This is a genomic window from Rossellomorea sp. LJF3 (assembly GCF_037046045.1).
Lineage (GTDB): Bacteria > Bacillota > Bacilli > Bacillales > Bacillaceae_B > Rossellomorea.
The window spans coordinates 68,736-85,314 of the sequence record NZ_JBANLY010000004.1 but is presented as its reverse complement, the minus strand read 5'-3'; the positions used below and the strand labels follow the sequence as shown (position 1 = coordinate 85,314).

Sequence of the window (16,579 nt, the reverse complement as noted above, 5' to 3'; positions counted from 1 at the left end):
ATAAAAAGATATTAAATTATAGAAAAGAGGTAGTAAAATATGAGAGAAAATCATGATCAAGCAAGTGGAAAGCAAAAGCAGGTAAAAGGAGATCTAAAGAAAGGCTTAGGCAAACTGACAAACGACGACTCTAAGATTGCGGAAGGCGAACGCGACAAGGATAAAGGGAAGATTCAAGAAAAAGTTGGAGATGTGAAGGAATCTATTAAAAAAAGTTGGTAATTACCATCAGGAAGCACGGGGACGGTTCTCGTGCTTCCTTTCACGTCAAAACGAAGCAGCAGAACCGTCCCCATGCTCCCCTACAAATACCTCCTCAACCCATCCTTCACCTCATCACTCGCAAAAGCAGCTTCCACACTGTTCATGTAAATAGCCCGATAATCCTCTTCATTCATGGCAAATTCACCCCAGACCAGCTTACATTCCTTCGTCATTGTCGTATCCGATACGGTTCTGTTGTCGGTATTGATGGTGATCTTGATTCCGTCCCGGTGAAAATCGTAAAGTGGGTGATCGCGGAAATTCTCCACAGCTTTTGTTTGAACATTACTCGTCGGGCAGATTTCAAGGACGATTCCTTTCTCTTTTACAACCTGATACGCTTCAGGACAGTCGGTTATGTAAACACCGTGTCCGATTCGTTCGGCCCCGAGCCATTCAACCGCCTCAAGAACATTTCTTCCGATCCCAGTTTCGCCGGCGTGAATCGTAACTCTGTAGCCATATTCTCTCGCCAATGCGACCGGTTCAATGAATTCCCCGCAGAATCCTTCCTTTTCAGACGCACATAAATCAATTGCTACGACTCCTTTTCCAAGGAAGCTCTTCCCTTTTTCCACGACTTCAAAGGCACTTTCCGGAGACATCGTCCTCATACAGCACAGAATGATATTCCCTTTAATATCAAATTGTTCTTCCGCCTCTTTCATACCTTCGATCACACTTTCAATGATCTCTTCTACCGATAATCCCTCCCGTGTATGGAGCAACGGGGCGAACCGGACCTCCATGTATTTCACGTTCTCCCCCGCCGCATCTTCATAAAGTTCAAAGGTGATTCTCTTTAAATTTTCTCTCGACTGCATCACATCATTAGGGATCGAGAATTTCTTCAAGTATTCATCCAATGATTCGCAATCCAACGGGGCAATGAGTTCCCCTCTCATCCCTTCCCTGTCAAATGAAGGGATATCGATGCCGTCTTTCTTTGCTAAATCAATGATCGTCTCGGGTCTCACACTCCCATCCAGATGGCAGTGCAGTTCAATCTTTGGCATTGTCGAATAGTTCATGTTGGACCTCCTCAATTTTTCTATAAAAAAATCCTGATTACGAAGAAAATACACCGAACGGTATCTTCTTCGTAATCAGGATTTTCTGGTTCCTGGTAGAGACCTCCAAACCATATTATTGGAGTTATACGAATGTAAAAATCGTATTTGGTTTTTAATAACGATAATAAAATTCGGGGGGAAAGTCAAGGGAAGCGTGGGGACGGTTCTCGTGCTTCCTTTTCATCTTAAATTGGAAGCAGCAGAACCGTCCCTGCGCTTCCTCTCTAGTTTCCAATTGATCTCCCAGCGTTTAAAACGGTGCCTACCCCAGAAGTGGTCAAGCATCGTTCTTGTTCCACAGCCCTTTCAACCATCCGTTCAACCCATCGTTGAAGAAGGGCATAATACCGGTGCAAATTGCTGTGAATTTTAATTGCTACTTCTTCATTATAAGTATGAACGGTCAAATTCTGATCATTTACCATTTCTAATGCCAAAACAGTCTCGTCGTCCTCCAACAATTGGACTTCTCTGCAACTACGTATGACACCCTTTGGAGAGCCGATATCCACTCCTTCAATATCATACAAATATTGCTTTGCCGCTTTCCAGCTTGCTTCAAACGAAAATCCAAACCGTTGGATAGCTGCATCTCTTTCCACATCAGTAGGCATTTCGATGGTCGCTAACTGTTCAAAAGAAACCAGTGCCTTCTTTGCAGACTCTAGTCGTTTCCGTAATCTTTCCATAAGATCCCCTCCGCTTTAACTTGCTGGACGAGTGTGACGTCAGCATGATGCATGTCCACAACGTCCACTTTATACGGAATGGTAGACTCCTCGATTTGCTCAATTAATTGATTCCATGTAAAAGGAGATATCGGGGATCGGGATTCGATCGCGATGTCGATGTCCGAGCTCTGCTTTTCTTCCTGACGCGCCCAGGATCCAAATAAATATACACGTACATTTTCACTGGCGAGTTCTTCAGTCAGAATGCATTTCAATTCTTCCAATATTCGCTCCCTTAAATCAGCAGGACACCCCATACGAACCCTTCCTTCTTTTTTGCTTTATTATAGCATATGTTCGTATGAGATATGGGAGTAGGAACCGTGGTTCATCACCCTTGCTATCCTGGTGTCATCAATAATCATTTTCAAACGAGTATTTGATTCACGGCATCCACAGTTAAACTTTGTTCTTCTTCGATTCTCATTACCCATTTTTTGAAGCTTGGAGACGACCTCCCGCTTCCTTTTAGGTCAGAAGAGAAGCAACAGAACCGTCCCTATGCTTCCACCTCAACCACCACACACCCATAAAAGCCGCCATCTTCTATCTGCTGATTCGCCGTCGCAATGTCATCCAACGGATACGTTTCTGCAATCCGATGCTGCAGTCGATTATTCTCGAGTGCCTTTGTAATATCCTCGATCGCCGCTTGCTTCGCACTTTCCGGCATGGCGTAGACGATAATCATGCGAAGGGTTAGGTCCATAAACATCATGTCCCTAAAAGGCAAAACGGGTTCTGTCACAACCGTGGACGAGTACGTCGCAATCACACCCCCGATACGGATCAGCTCCAGGACCCTCGGCAGATTCGCACCAAATTCAACATCGATCACCCGGTCCACTTTGACTCCATCTGTCATCTTAAGCACTTCTTCAACCATCTCGTCACTTCGATGGCCTACTACATAGTCCGCTCCTGCTTCCAAACAGTGCCTCCGTGCTTCCTCATTACTCGCTGTCGCAATCACCTTTGCCCCCGCATGCTTGGCCCATTGAATCGCATAGTGGCCAACCCGGCCGGCACCCCCTGTGATCAAAAGCCATTGCCCTTCAACGGGACCGTCGGCGAACACACTTCGATGGGCGGTCATGGCTGGAATCCCTAAACAAGCTCCCTCTTCAAAACTCGTGTTTTCCGGGAGAGGAACGGCACGCTTACTTTCAATGGATACATACTCTGCAGCCGTGCCATGGAGACGTCCGTATTGGGCCTGGTACACCCAGACCCGTTCGCCGATTCGTGAATGTGGAACCCCCGCGCCCACCGCTTCAATGATTCCCGCCCCGTCACTATTCGGAATGACGGGACCATGATCAAGTAAATCCGGGAATGACCCCAGACGCTTCTTCGTATCGGAAGGATTGACACCCGACGTGTACATGCGGATCAGGACCTCCCCATGGGACGGGACCGGCTTCTCAACCTCCCCTACTTGAAGAACCTCCGATGCTGAACCAAACTCATTGAACCACGCTGCTTTCATACATAACATCCTCCTTTTTTTCCGCTTATTGTTCTTTTAGCTTCACCATTGTTGGGGTTTTTTAGAAGCATGGGAGAAGCAGGAGAACCGTCCCCATGCTTCCTTTTTAGTGAAACTATGTGCCAGAACGGTGTCTACGTTTCACAATTCCCTTTACATCCCCCATCACAAACACCCCGATTCTCATCAATTAGCGTTTGAGACAAGGGCGAGAAGCATGGGGAGGGTTCTCACCCTGCTTTTTCTGCCGAACCAAGGTCAGAGGAGCTATTTATCGAGAAAGTTTTACTCCCCTCTCAAAACAAAAAAAGCAGAGTGGGATCCGTCCCCACTCTACCTTATTTTTTATCCAGGAAAACCGTTAATGGCTTTTGAAGGACATCCACAACAGCTATGATGATACTTGTTGCTAAAATAGTCATCAGACTTAACGATATAGGACCTGCTGAATCATCTCCTGAGATACTGGAAATCACCTTTAAGCTTATGATCATTAACACCAGGAAGAAGATGACGATAAAAGCACATTTTTTTATCACATGTAAAGATTTAAAAGATGACTCCGAGAAAGCATTGTTCCTTTCGATAAAGGTGACTAGTTTATACACATGAAACAGCGAAAAAGTAAATGTAAGACATATTCCATACGCACATGCTAAAAGGGGATATATCGAATAATCTCCACCTGGATGTGCTTTTACATCTCTTATGGTTAACACAGGCATCCAATGCACGCACAAAGTAACCACTGCAGCTCCAACCAGAAAAATAATGGCCTTTAAGAAAATGGCTGAACCCCGTTTATCATTCAATCCAAACACCTCATTCATTTAAAATGATACCTTGATTTTAGCACGTTGTTTATCGTTTTACAATAAATTAATATTGATTTATATGATATTATTATTGAAATCGAGTAAGTACGGGGACGGTTCTCACCCTGCTTTTCCTGCCGAACCAAGGGCGGAGGAGCTATAGGTTTTCCCCTCTCAAAGAAAAAAAGCAGAGGCGGATCATTCCCCACTCTACCGTCAAAGATAAGTGGCAAATCAGCCACATTACTTCACGAATCTTTTTGCTACTCCTACAAACAGCCTAACTTTCGTACCTGGCCACTCCCCCTATCCCAAACGTTCCCACTCCAACTCCCATCATCCATTATGTTAAAATATAGTTGGAAACTACAGTAAAAGGAGAGGCGTAACGAACATGATCGATCAAGGCAGACAAACATATACGAAAGCAATCTGTGAGAAAGTATTGAGCCAAAAGCAAGAGCTGATTGTCGAAAAGGATAATTTACGGTCAAGCGAGTACCGCAATATAGAATCTAAGCTTCATAGTTGGCGTGAGGATATCATCGACATTTATGCAAAATCGATTGAGAGCGACCTGGACACGGCCTTCGAAAAATTAAAGGAATGGGGTTCGGAAGCTGTCGATACACTCGTTAACTTCAATCTTCCTTTGGAAGTGGCCCTGGATGAAGTGAGGGATTACCGGAATTTAATCGGGCAAATCTTGAAAGAGGAAGCTTCCAAATTCGATATGTCATTTGATCAATTCTATGACCTGATTTCTGATTTTGATGCAGTGGTGGACAGGGCCATATACTGGCTGACCATGTCGTATTCAAGAAGATTTTATACGCGGATCAATGCGGCAGAAGCGACAGCTTTGGAGTTATCCATCCCGGTGATCAAAATCACGAAGCAAGTGGGAGTTCTCCCATTGATCGGGGACATAGACACCGAAAGAGCTCAGGAACTGATGGATAAAGCACTCTCAAAAGGGAACGATTTATCACTGGAATACATGGTCATTGACCTATCCGGCGTTCCGATCATCGATACGATGGTGGCAGACCGCATCTTTAAGGTAGTGGATGCCCTATCCCTGATCGGAATCGAAACCATCCTATCCGGAATCAGACCCGAGATCGCCCAGACCATGACCCACCTTGGAATCGACTCTTCCAAAATCGCCGTAACCTCCAGCCTTCATATCGCTTTGGAGAAATTTTTAGAAGCATAGGTAGAAGCATAGGGACGGTTCTTATGCTTCCATATCGGCAGCTTAAACAAGCCACGGGGCATGACCCCGTGGCTTGTTTGGCATGTTTTAACTTGCAGGATTCTGCAATATCATATCGATGTGGGGAATCCCATCATCCAGATAGGTTTCCGTTATCGCCCTGAATCCGAATGACCCATAGAACTCCCGCAAATATTCCTGAGCCTGAATCTTCACCGGCTGGTCCCCCCACTCATCATGAATGAAAGCCAATCCTCTTTTCACCAATTCGCTTGCGAACCCTTTACGACGATATTCTTCCTTCACGAGGGCCCTCCCGATGGACGGTTCTTTGTAGGAAACACCCGCAGGTAAAAGCCTTGCATAGGCCACCACCTCACCGTTTTCTTCTTTATAAAGATGATGGGCGTGCAGATCTTTCCCGTCGACTTCCAGGTAAGGACATTCCTGTTCCACGACAAACACCTGGGTCCTTATGTTTAAAATTTCGTATAGTTCGTGGGTTGATAGTTCATTGAAGCTTTTTATTTTCCAGCTCATGATATGGGACTCCTCTGTTGTATAGTTTTGAAGCATGGGGACGGTTCTCGTGCTTCCTTTTTCGTTCAAAGCGGAGCAACAGAACCGTCCCCGTGCTTCCTACAATTCCTGAAGCTCATTAACCGTGACAAATGTATATCCTTGTTTTGACAATGATTGTATAACTCCTTCCAGAGCCTTCAGTTCCTCACCCGTTTTGTCATACATGGCATGCATTAAAATGATGGAACCCGGTGTAACCTTGTCGTTCACATATTCAATCTTATCATCAGCGTCCGTAAAGAAGGTATCCGGTTCGATATTCCACATAATCGTGTCACGATGATGCTTCGATAAATAATAGGGCAACCCTACAATCTTTTTGCCGTTTGGCGGCTGAAAGTCAATTTCTCCAGTATAACCCGCTTCTCGAATGAGGTCGTCCGTTTTTTCGATTTCTTCTTTGATGAATGAAGGTGATTTCAAAATCATCCTGTGGTGGGAATATGTATGATTTCCGATCTGATGACCCTCTTCCACCAGTTTCTTCGCCTCTTCAGGATTTTCTTCCATTTCATTTCCGATCAGAAAGAAAGTGGCTTTGATATCATACTTCTTTAACAATGCGGTGATGTCATCCACATTCTTGGTTGGGCCGTCATCAAACGTTAGAGCCACCACTTTTTGATTGGTTTCCACTTTGTCTGTCAGCCCTCCAAATAGTTGAAATGACCTTGCATTCATCAATTTAAACGCGCCGAATAATAATAAGAAAATGATTGCAATGACTGCTAGTATGAGTATAAGTTTCTTTTTCATCCGTTGTATTGACTCCTTTAAAATTTTCATGAAGCAGACGCATAGGGACGGGTCTCCCGCTTCCTTTTTGACCAAGGTGAAGCATTAGAGTCCCCTCTCTATCATACTTCAAGATCATAGCTACAAAAAGTTCCACTCTGAAAACATGGAGTGAATCTCATTCTACCTTATTCGAAACAAAGGTTTCTGGAATAATGTACCTGTCTCCTTGGCATCTCCGTTCACACAATATCATCGTAGTATCATCGTTTTATTTATACTATAATAGTAAAAAGGAGGTGAGAAAAATGGACAAACAAATCGTGAACATGTTATCTGATATTCAACGGAACATGAAGGAATTCGACCAGAGTTTGAAAGAGCTTAATCGTAATATGGAAGGGCTCAATGGAAAACTGCAAGGACTCGACGGAAGAGTGCAAGGACTCGACGAAAAAGTACAAGGACTCGATGGGAAAGTGCAAGGCATCGACGAAAAAGTACAAGGACTCGATGGGAAAGTGCAAGGACTCGATGGGAAAGTGCAAGGACTCGATGGGAAAGTGCAAGGCATCGATGGAAAAGTGCAAGGACTCGATGGGAAAGTGCAAGGCATCGACGGAAAAGTGCAAGGACTCGAGGGTAATATGAAAGAGTTGGGAAATGATGTAAAAGAAATAAAAGAAACAGTCAATAGAATTGAAACATCACAAACAGAAGATGTCATTGCTTTGTTAAAAGTAGGCAGCCAACGTTCTGAAACAGACTTTCATTATCTGAACACAAGAATCACTAATATTGATAAACGGGTCTTCACCCTTGAGAATCGAGCTGAAAGGTAATCGTCATTACGATAATTTAAGTGATCACGATTATCTTATCCCCACTCTGCGTTCCTCTCACCATGATCCATACTCCATTTCTTCGTTTGGTTAAACCATCCCATTACAAATCCAAAAAAGGTGTCTGACCTACTTGGGTCAGACACCTTTTTTTCCCAACTCATTACCTTCAAAACCCCCAAAAAGTAACCCTTTAAACCTTTATATTCCGCCCCTTCCACCTCACAGAATGAAACACATTCACCCGGACAAAAGAATAAATGAAAATCCCTGCAAAGAACAAAAACAGCAACGGATAAAACGGGAAATACCCCCATCTAAAATCCCCGACCCTGCCGGCAAACCATGCCGTTTGAACAGCATAGAGGATATACAATACCCCATAGACAATCATAGCGGTGGTTTTTCCTACAATAATCGATGAAATCAATGAAGACGCGACAGTTAAACTGCCCGTAATCCAGAGGATCACCATCAACATGACCACGGGATGAGTGGACTTGGAACCGACGGCAAAGCTTTTGCACCAGCCTTCGATCAGGCTGCCCACCCCTTCCGGATACATGCGGAACGAAATGATCCCTCTGCCTCCAAGACAGCGTACGGGAAGGTTCTGATCAAGAAAGGCCTCTCCCAGTGCGAGATCATCCATGATGGCCCCCTCGATTTTCTCATGCCCTCCGGATAAGAAGTAATCCTCCCGATCACATAGAATGCATGGACCGAACGAACCGGCCGCTTTGAATCGTGAACCCCAGACGGTGAATAGATTCATCCCCACCACGACGATGATGTTAAAGACAATGGAGAGATGTTCATACACACGCTCCACTGTGTGATAGGGCTGCAGGGCAAGGATCCCCCTGGCTCCTTTTCCCTGGTAGACATGCAGGAGATTACGTAGTCCATCCACACTCATGAATCTGGTATCTGCATCCAGAAATAGCAGCCAGGCTCCTTTTGCCTCATTGGCCCCGCGCCAGCAGGCAGACGATTTTCCTGCCCCGTTATTTTGGAGGACCGTGACACCGTAGCTCTTTGCGACATCCACGGTACGATCTGATGAATCGTCATCCACCAACAAAACCTCAAATCCCTTGAATCGCTGCTCCTGCAACGACTGCAGTAACGGGGTGATCCTCGCTTCTTCATTTCTGGCAGGGATAATGATGGACAGAAACGGCAACTCCACCGTACTTTTGGAGGTGAATCTCGGCACCGGCAAGGACCAAAACACAATCATGCCAATGATCACCCCAAGGCCCCCCAGGACGAAATTGATCACTTCTGAAGCTGTCATGTAACCTGCCTCCTTCCTCTACGGCTAATGTGACAATCCCCTTTCAGCCTGTAGGTTAGCTGAATAATCATACACATGGCCTGTATCATCCTGGATCAGTTCCTGTGCAGTAATCCTGGCTGATAACAGCACGATCGGGACACCGGCACCCGGATGTGTACTGCTTCCTGTGAAGTACAGATTCTCACAATGGCTTGCCTTGCTTTGCGGACGTTTGTGGTTGCTTTGATCCAGTGTTGGCTGCAAGCCGAATGTGGCCCCGCGATAGGCATTGAATTTCGATTCGAAATCCAGTGGTGTCGTATACGTTTCCGTGACAATCTCATCCTCAACATGTTCAAAGCCAGGGATATTCTTTAATTCGTTTAAAATATAGTTGCGATAATAAGAAATGGTTTCTTCGTCCCATGTATAGTCGGCTGTTTCAATATTTGAGACAGGCATCAGAATGTACAGACCGTCCTTCCCCTCAGGTGCAAGGGATGGGTCCTTCTTTGAAGCGATGTACACGTAAAAGGAGGCATTCGTTAATTTCTTCCCGTCAAAAATATCCTCCAAATTCTGATTGAGCTTTTCGTTAAAAATAAATGTATGTACATGATCGACCTCTTCATATTTCCGGTTCATCCCGAGATACATCAAAAAACAGGAACAGGAGTAGTTCATGCTGTCGATCTTCTTATCCGTAAATCTGCCCTTGGAAGCCTTGTCCTTCACCAGGTGTTTCATGGCATAAGGGAAGTCTGCATTACAGACCACGTAGTCCGCAGGGATTTTCTTGCCGTCCACGATAATCCCATCCGCCTTGCGGTTTTGAATGGAGATTTCCTCCACAGCCTTGCCGTAGTGAACGGTTCCGCCAAGTTCCTTGAAGAGCCTCTCCATCCCTAAGGCCATCGTATACATTCCGCCTTTGATGAACCATACGCCATATAAAAATTGAATCATCGGGATCATCGTATAGAAAGATGGGCTTTTCAGAGGGGAAATGCCGATGTACAATGTTTGAAAGCTGATTAACTGCTTCAGCCGTTCATTCTTGATGAATCTCCCCATAAACGTGTCGGCCGTGTCGTATGGTTTCATTTGCAACACTTTCTTCAACAGGGGGAAATTATAGAAATCGGATCTCTTGCGGAAAGGTCTTTGAAGAATGTGATGCTTCGCGATGACAAACCGTCTGTAAATTTCATGCAGGTATTGAAAAAAACCTTCCGTATCCTCTTCGCTGAGGGATTCGATGGTCTTGGTCATTTGGATAAGGTCCGTCGAGATATCAAAAGGCTGGTCGGGAATATCCGTGAAGTAAGCCCGGTAAATCGGATCCAATTTTTCCATTGGAATATAATCATCCGGATCACGTCCGCATAATTCGAACAGTTCCCGATACAGTTCCGGCATCATGACGATACTCGGACCCAGATCAAACGTGTAGCCGTCCCGTTTAATTTGATTCATTTTGCCCCCGGGGGTGGATCCTTTTTCATATAACTCCACCTGATACCCCGCGTGCTGGAGTCTGATGGCACTGGCAAGTCCCGCAACACCTGCCCCAACGACAATCACCTTCTTACTCATGTACATTCCCTCATTTCCTTACAATAGTCTGCTTGATTCCTTGCCAAGTCCTGACGTGATGGCCGAGATGCGCCCCCGATTGTAGCGCTGAACCACGATGATCGGAAGGTTGAAGACCATGGCATACAGGATCATCACCCATCCTGCCCATGCTGGATTCCAGATGAAGAACAGCGGAGCAGGGAGGATGGAAAGCAAGTGGGTGAGTTCCGCGCGTTTCGTTTCCGCTGCAAACACCATCAGGTCCCCCGCCTTCGTCCCATGCAACCCTTTTTTGCTGTATCCCTTTTTCAAAAAAATCGTGCCATCGAGAATAAGTCCCTTCCACGTTTTCACCCGGAACAAACGTTGCCACAGTTTTCCCGATTGTTCAAAAGAGAACGTCCGAAACCAGAAATGGTCTTCCAGGAACCAAGTCAACGGCAGTCTCAAACAAATGACCGAAATGGCGAGATGAAAGAACGTCCAGGCAAGTATATCGATGATAATGATCCAATGGACAGGCAGTGATACGATCATGACATCACCCCTTGGTTTAAAAGGTTCAATAGTTTTGCTACAAACGAGAAAACCAGCCTTTCCGGTAACCTCTCCAGAAAGGCACGATCATCTTCAGGCAAGGGATGAATCTCTCTCCACAATCTGTTCGCCTACAAGCTGACCGCTTAAGGTAACCATCGGCATTCCGCCGCCGGGGTTCACCGTGCCCCCGACAAAATAGAGGTTGTTGTAGCGTTCACTCTGTTTCGGATGCTTGAACCCTTTATTCTTCTTTTTGTCTGACACGGTCCCATAAATCGCACCGCGGTCGGAGCCATACGTGCGCCTGATATCTTCCGGCGTCCACACATCACGAGTGACAATGTTGTCCCGCAAGCCATCGAGGCCCATCTTCTCCAATTTGATCAGGACCCGCTCAGCGAATTGTTCATAATCGGCTTGAGTATACGGATTTTCATCCCGGATAAAAGGAATATGAGGCAGCACTTTGATATTTTCATGGCCTTCAGGGGCCTGTGTCGGATCGGTCTTATTGACGTTAACAAGATAAATGACTGGATCCTCAGGCAATTCACGGCGATGGAAAATCGATTGCATCTGCTGCTTCATATTTTCGGCAAAAAAGAAATTATGATGGCGCAGCTGCGGATAGCTCTTCTTCACGCCCAAATGCATGACGAGACCGGAACTCGCCGGTTCGAATTTCTTCTTTAACTTTTTAATATAATGATTGTCTTCCTCCAGTAATCGCTCGTAAACCGGAATCACTTCCATATTGGAAACAAAGTAATCCGCCGTGAGTCTAGTCCCGTCTTCCAAAACGGCTCCTGTGATTTCGCCATCCTTCTTTTCAAGTTTGACGATCGGCTTTCCAAAATGGAAGGTAACCCCCACTTCTTCCGCCAGCTTCACGAGGCCGTCGGCGAGCTTGTGCAAACCGCCGGGCACATACCATACGCCCTGATCATGCTGCATGTAGATCATCATATTCATCACAGCAGGTGCATCGTAAGGGGACGAACCCACGTACTTGATAAAATAAGAGAGCATATCGCGGAACTGATCATTACTGATCCGCTTATCGAGGGATCGATGCACCGTCGATAACAGATCAAAGTTCTTTAAGGCCATGAACAGTCCCGCATGCTTCATCATTCCTTTTGTCGAATCCACACCATGCTTGAATAACGTTTTATCCGTCATATCATAAAGGTTCTTTGAATAATCCAGCAGACGTTCATATTCACGAATGTCCTTTTCAGTGAGAGACCTGTTCTTCTCTCGCATGTCGTTCAGATCTTCATATAAGTCTATGACATTTCCATCGGGGAAAAAGGAACGCCATTGATGATCCAGCTTTTCAATTTGGACATAATCCTTCATGTATTTTCCGCTGGCCGCAAATAATTTCTCGAAAATATGGGGCATCGTCAAAATGGATGGGCCCAGATCAAAACCAAAGCCATCCTGATCCAGCCGGTTCAACTTCCCTCCAATGTGATGGTTTTTTTCATATAAGGAAACATCGTATCCCGCCTGTGCCAATGAAATGGCTGCCGACACCCCGCCAAGCCCGCCTCCAATGATAAGTACCGTTTTATTTATCAATGGTTACCGTTCCTCCTCTTCGGAAATCTTGTTTTGAGTATGTGTGTTTTTCTAAAAACACGTTCCATATCCAGCTCCTCCTGATCCACATTTGGATCATCAAACTATATTCTGTTTGTTCAGACTTTTCTCAGCATCAAGTTTGTACACTCCGCACCTTTCTTATACCCTATCTTCCACTAAAATGAAAACGTTGAATGTGTTTTATATAGAGGAATTTCAGGCAGAGCTTTAATTTTCACTTGGGATCAATGGGCAGGTCTTTTAGTTGCAAAGGAAACGTAAGGGAATCATAGGTGTTTATCTGGAAGAGTAGAATAGAGGCGCGGTAGGGACGGTCGGTATTTTAGATAGTATGTAGAGATTTTGAGATGAATAGGTAGGGATTGTTTCTACTATCTAGTATTCCACAAAAAGTGGCATAACCCTTCTTTGTGTGTGCACTGTGGAGAGTTCGATTCAGTGAATCCAGCCATGTAGGGGAACCGTTTGTTATATGTAGTTAAGAAGAGGTGAAGGGTAGAGTGGGCACCGGGCCCACTCCCACCTATCCATTCAGCTCCGGATAAACGACTGTCCCATCTTCTTCAATGATAGGCAAGGCTCCCCATTTGCCGAGTTCGTGACTCACAACTTCAGCCTTTCCGTCAGAATCATCAATGATATGGGAGACATCCCAGCCATTTGCTTTCAACACGTTGCTAATCAACAGGCGATGGCACCTGGCCGGGTGGCGTTCCGAGCACATATACGCCAATTTGATCTCAGCAGCCGCCTCCTTCAACTCTTCAAGTCCATCCTTGAATTCATCTGTCAACGTGTAATCTGCATAATTGTGGAACGATCGGTTGTTCCAGCCTGCGTTCAGTTCTTCACCAATCACCCCCGACAAACGCCTCCTGCCTCCGAGCTTCGGGAAATGAAGGTATTCTATTCCTGCTTCACCCAGCCACTCTCCCATGTCCTCCTTCTTGAATTGAGGATGCTTTCGACTGGCGGGAAAAGCACGGATATCCGCTATGTATTCGATTTCTACGGCCTCAAGCATGTTCAGGAATTGCTCTTTGGAATGCGTCGAGTGCCCAATGGAGTAAATTTTCATGAAAGTTCCGCCTTTCGTATAGAATATTCTCAGCGTAGGTAAACGAGAGATACGGGAACAGTTCTTATGTTTCTTATACCCGTTTGCTTACATTACGAAGCATAGGGACGGTTCTCTTGCTTCCATTTCACCCACTTTAAACCTCAACCCCACCAACTCCCCCCGCTAACCCTCTCCCTTCTCAACCACAAAAAAGCACCCCATAAAAGGATGCTATACTAAATCATCTTATCTTAATCATCAAGGGCGGAAGCAGAAGAACCGTCCCCCTGCTTCCCTTGTCAAACCCAATCATGAAAAGTTTGCTGTAGCTGGGTCTTCTACGGTTGTTTTTTCTCTTGAGGTTTTTTCGAATATCGGGCTTGCTTCTTGTTTTGTGATGAGGGAGATTCCGACCAGGGAAACAGTTGAAATAATCATCGCAATGGCTCCGGTGTCAAGGGCAGGAACATAGATCCCCTTCACTTTTAAAATGTAAAGACCGATACTGAAGATAAATCCAAGGGCTGAGGACCAAATGGCCGCTGTTCGCGTCGCCCGCTTCCAAAGGATTCCGATGCTTAATACTGGTACCAATGAAGCAGAGAAAATGCCCCATGAAGCGTTTCCGAGCCATCCCACCAGATCTGGCGGATTGAGTGAAAGTAGGAACGTCACCACGATGATGACCAATGTAAACCATCTTGATAAGGCCAATTCTTTCTTTTCTGGAAGCTTTTCTCCCTTTTTAATAATCTGTTGATAGATATCCCTGACAATTGAAGAGCTTGCAACCAGCAAGAACGCTTCACTTGTTGACATGATTGCAGCCATCACAGCGGCAAAGATTAATCCGGCAATCACCGGCGGGAAGAAGGTCTCGATAAACATTGGTGCAACCATATCCGGAGTGGCTGGAGCTGCCATTTCCCCCCGATTGACCATCACTCTCGTGTATAGACCTACAAACCATAAGAGGGCAGTAAGTCCATATGTACCCGCGGCAATAATACACGCCCATTTTAGCATGGAAATTTTTCTGATCATGTAGAACTTTGAAACAACATGCGGCTGTCCTTGATGCCCGATTACATAAATAAAGAAATAAGAGATAAAAGCAAAAATGCCGATTGGGCCTGTTGTATGGTATGCCTGCACCATATCAGGGTTTATGCTCGCAAGTTCCGAGTTAAGCTGGGACATGCCGCCCACCATTTTCATACCGCCTATGAAGACAATCAGAGCACCGGCAATCATGACGATCATCTGAATAAAATCAGTCCAGACCGCACTGATCATTCCGCCTCCAACAACGTAAACGGTCAAAATGGCCACACCGATAAACAAAGCCAGCTTGTAATCCACACCAAGAACGGTTTCCAGCATGTTCCCAAGCGCCTTATATTGAGCCATCTGATAACCGATCGCTCCCCCCAATATCGCTAGAGCGGTGATCGCGCGAATGGCCTTACTGTTATACCGGATTTCCAAGAGATCGGGAATGGTCAATGCACCAAATTTTTGTGTTATTCGCCTCATTGGCTTTGCCAGGACTAAGAAACTGACAAATATCCCTGCCGTTGCAAAGATTCCGATCATGAATATAGCATAGCCATTTTCATACACGAGACCCGTCAGCCCGATAAAACCGTACCCCGACATAGTTGTGGAAGAAACAGCGAGAGCCACAAGCCAGGGGCCAAACCTCCTCCCTCCCGTATAAAAGGTATCCATATCCTTTTGATGTCTCATGGAAAATAAACCAATCACCAATATTACAAGCAAATAAATAATCCCGATCGCTAATATCATGAAACATCCTCCTCTTCATTATTTTTAAACGCCACTACTCCCCAAACTCCTGCTGCTACAACGGCGCTCGGCCAAAAGACAAATAACATGAATGTCATTAACGGCGATAATCCAAACAAGCTAATCCCTCCTTAAGATCATTTAATCGATCATCTGTCAACAAAGTTCGGCTTCCGTTTTTGGATGAAAGCCTCTACCCCCTCCTTTACGTCCTTCGTTTGAAAGACCTGCCCGAAATATTCAGCTTCGGTGACAAGCCCCTCATCCACATGCTGCTCAAAACCGTTATCAATGGAACGTTTGGCAAAAGACAATGATGGAGAGGAATAACGGCTGATTTTTTCTGCGAGCTCAACGGCTTTTTTCAAAGAACTCCCCTTAGGAACAACGTGATTGACCAGTCCAATCTGTTTCGCTTCTTCAGCCGTCAAAGGCTCTCCGGTAAAAATCATCTCTTTTGCCTTTGCTTTCCCTACTAGCCTCGGCAGTCTTTGAGTTCCACCCGCCCCTGGAAACAGTCCCAATTTTATTTCAGGAAGACCAATCTTTATCTGTTCTTCGGCAATCCGGATGTCACAGCTTAAAGCAAGCTCGCAACCGCCCCCTAATGCAAAGCCATTTATCGCCGCGATCGTGGGTTGGGGAAGCCGATCAATCTTATTAAGCGGTTCCTGCAACCAAAGCGATTTTTGCTTAGCGAGTTCCACACCTTTTCCAGTCCAGTCAGGAAACCCTTTGATATCCCCTCCCGCCACAAATGCCTTTTCACCGGCACCGGTTAGAATGACCACCTTCACATCGGAATCGTTTCCAATTTCATCCGCGACAGCTGACAATTGTTCGATTACCTCAGCACTCAGCACATTCACCGGCGGATTATCAATGATAACCGTGGCAATATTTTGTTGTTTTGACCATGAAACAACTTGGATTTTTTTCATCTGGGCCC

18 protein-coding genes and 1 riboswitch are annotated in these 16,579 nt (G+C 45.5%); of the genes, 3 read left to right on the top strand and 15 right to left on the bottom strand.

Annotated features, from left to right (window positions below; translation table 11 throughout):
- Positions 1 to 39: 39 nt before the first annotated feature.
- Positions 40 to 222, top strand: coding sequence for a CsbD family protein (locus V8G47_RS05680; protein ID WP_336199245.1), 183 nt, complete (start codon positions 40 to 42; stop codon positions 220 to 222).
- An 80-nt stretch (positions 223 to 302) separates the two neighbouring features.
- On the opposite strand, the gene add is transcribed toward V8G47_RS05680, so the two are convergent.
- The 5 genes from add to V8G47_RS05655 all read right to left on the bottom strand — a co-directional run bounded on the left by add (position 303) and on the right by V8G47_RS05655 (position 4,369).
- Positions 303 to 1,295, bottom strand: a complete 993-nt coding sequence (gene add, locus V8G47_RS05675) for an adenosine deaminase (protein ID WP_336199244.1) — start codon at positions 1,293 to 1,295, stop codon at positions 303 to 305.
- A gap of 52 nt (positions 1,296 to 1,347) precedes the next feature.
- Positions 1,348 to 1,447, bottom strand: a riboswitch (purine riboswitch).
- A gap of 114 nt (positions 1,448 to 1,561) precedes the next feature.
- A complete protein-coding gene (locus V8G47_RS05670) occupies positions 1,562 to 2,026 on the bottom strand; it encodes an HI0074 family nucleotidyltransferase substrate-binding subunit (protein ID WP_336199243.1) in 465 nt (154 codons plus the stop codon).
- Entirely contained in the window at positions 2,002 to 2,292 is a 291-nt protein-coding gene (locus V8G47_RS05665) for a nucleotidyltransferase family protein (protein WP_336199242.1), read from the bottom strand. The genes V8G47_RS05670 and V8G47_RS05665 overlap by 25 nt, the downstream gene beginning before the upstream one ends.
- A gap of 275 nt (positions 2,293 to 2,567) precedes the next feature.
- Entirely contained in the window at positions 2,568 to 3,557 is a 990-nt protein-coding gene (locus V8G47_RS05660; protein WP_336199241.1) for an NADPH:quinone reductase, read from the bottom strand.
- A 338-nt stretch (positions 3,558 to 3,895) separates the two neighbouring features.
- Entirely contained in the window at positions 3,896 to 4,369 is a 474-nt protein-coding gene (locus V8G47_RS05655) for a DUF2975 domain-containing protein (RefSeq protein ID WP_336199240.1), read from the bottom strand.
- 397 nt (positions 4,370 to 4,766) lie between these two features.
- Here V8G47_RS05655 and V8G47_RS05650 point away from each other — a divergent pair, with 397 nt between their 5' ends.
- Positions 4,767 to 5,591, top strand: coding sequence for an STAS domain-containing protein (locus V8G47_RS05650; RefSeq protein ID WP_336199239.1), 825 nt, complete (start codon positions 4,767 to 4,769; stop codon positions 5,589 to 5,591).
- 87 nt (positions 5,592 to 5,678) lie between these two features.
- Here the strand turns inward: V8G47_RS05650 and V8G47_RS05645 are convergent, their stop codons facing one another.
- Together V8G47_RS05645 and V8G47_RS05640 are read right to left on the bottom strand one after the other, a co-directional pair.
- A complete protein-coding gene (locus V8G47_RS05645; RefSeq protein ID WP_336199238.1) occupies positions 5,679 to 6,131 on the bottom strand; it encodes a GNAT family N-acetyltransferase in 453 nt (150 codons plus the stop codon).
- 99 nt (positions 6,132 to 6,230) lie between these two features.
- Positions 6,231 to 6,929, bottom strand: coding sequence for a polysaccharide deacetylase family protein (locus V8G47_RS05640; protein WP_336199237.1), 699 nt, complete (start codon positions 6,927 to 6,929; stop codon positions 6,231 to 6,233).
- 287 nt (positions 6,930 to 7,216) lie between these two features.
- Between V8G47_RS05640 and V8G47_RS05635 the strand changes: the two genes are divergently transcribed.
- Entirely contained in the window at positions 7,217 to 7,750 is a 534-nt protein-coding gene (locus tag V8G47_RS05635) for a hypothetical protein (RefSeq protein ID WP_336199236.1), read from the top strand.
- A 193-nt stretch (positions 7,751 to 7,943) separates the two neighbouring features.
- Here V8G47_RS05635 and V8G47_RS05630 read toward each other — a convergent pair whose 3' ends face one another.
- The 8 genes from V8G47_RS05630 to V8G47_RS05595 form a co-directional block, all read right to left on the bottom strand.
- Positions 7,944 to 9,050 carry a glycosyltransferase gene (locus V8G47_RS05630; protein ID WP_336199235.1) on the bottom strand — a complete coding sequence of 369 codons (1,107 nt, stop codon included), beginning with the start codon at positions 9,048 to 9,050 and terminating at the stop codon, positions 7,944 to 7,946.
- 24 nt (positions 9,051 to 9,074) lie between these two features.
- Positions 9,075 to 10,628: a phytoene desaturase family protein gene (locus V8G47_RS05625; RefSeq protein WP_336199234.1), complete on the bottom strand. Its 1,554-nt coding sequence runs from the start codon at positions 10,626 to 10,628 to the stop codon at positions 9,075 to 9,077.
- 18 nt (positions 10,629 to 10,646) lie between these two features.
- The gene (locus tag V8G47_RS05620; protein WP_336199233.1) at positions 10,647 to 11,147 is read right to left on the bottom strand and encodes a glycosyl-4,4'-diaponeurosporenoate acyltransferase; all 501 of its coding nucleotides are present in this window, start codon (positions 11,145 to 11,147) and stop codon (positions 10,647 to 10,649) included.
- Between the two features lie 93 nt (positions 11,148 to 11,240).
- Positions 11,241 to 12,737 carry a phytoene desaturase family protein gene (locus tag V8G47_RS05615; protein WP_336199232.1) on the bottom strand — a complete coding sequence of 499 codons (1,497 nt, stop codon included), beginning with the start codon at positions 12,735 to 12,737 and terminating at the stop codon, positions 11,241 to 11,243.
- A 547-nt stretch (positions 12,738 to 13,284) separates the two neighbouring features.
- On the bottom strand, positions 13,285 to 13,839 hold the full coding sequence (locus tag V8G47_RS05610; protein WP_336199231.1) for a DUF488 domain-containing protein: 555 nt from the start codon (positions 13,837 to 13,839) through the stop codon (positions 13,285 to 13,287).
- Positions 13,840 to 14,130: 291 nt separating this feature from the next.
- Positions 14,131 to 15,630 (bottom strand): sodium/proline symporter, encoded by a 1,500-nt coding sequence (locus V8G47_RS05605; protein WP_336199230.1) that lies wholly within the window; start codon positions 15,628 to 15,630, stop codon positions 14,131 to 14,133.
- A complete protein-coding gene (locus tag V8G47_RS05600) occupies positions 15,627 to 15,749 on the bottom strand; it encodes a hypothetical protein (RefSeq protein ID WP_336199229.1) in 123 nt (40 codons plus the stop codon). The genes V8G47_RS05605 and V8G47_RS05600 overlap by 4 nt, the downstream gene beginning before the upstream one ends.
- Before the next feature lie 30 nt (positions 15,750 to 15,779).
- Positions 15,780 to 16,571, bottom strand: a complete 792-nt coding sequence (locus V8G47_RS05595; protein ID WP_336199228.1) for an enoyl-CoA hydratase — start codon at positions 16,569 to 16,571, stop codon at positions 15,780 to 15,782.
- Positions 16,572 to 16,579: the final 8 nt, after the last annotated feature.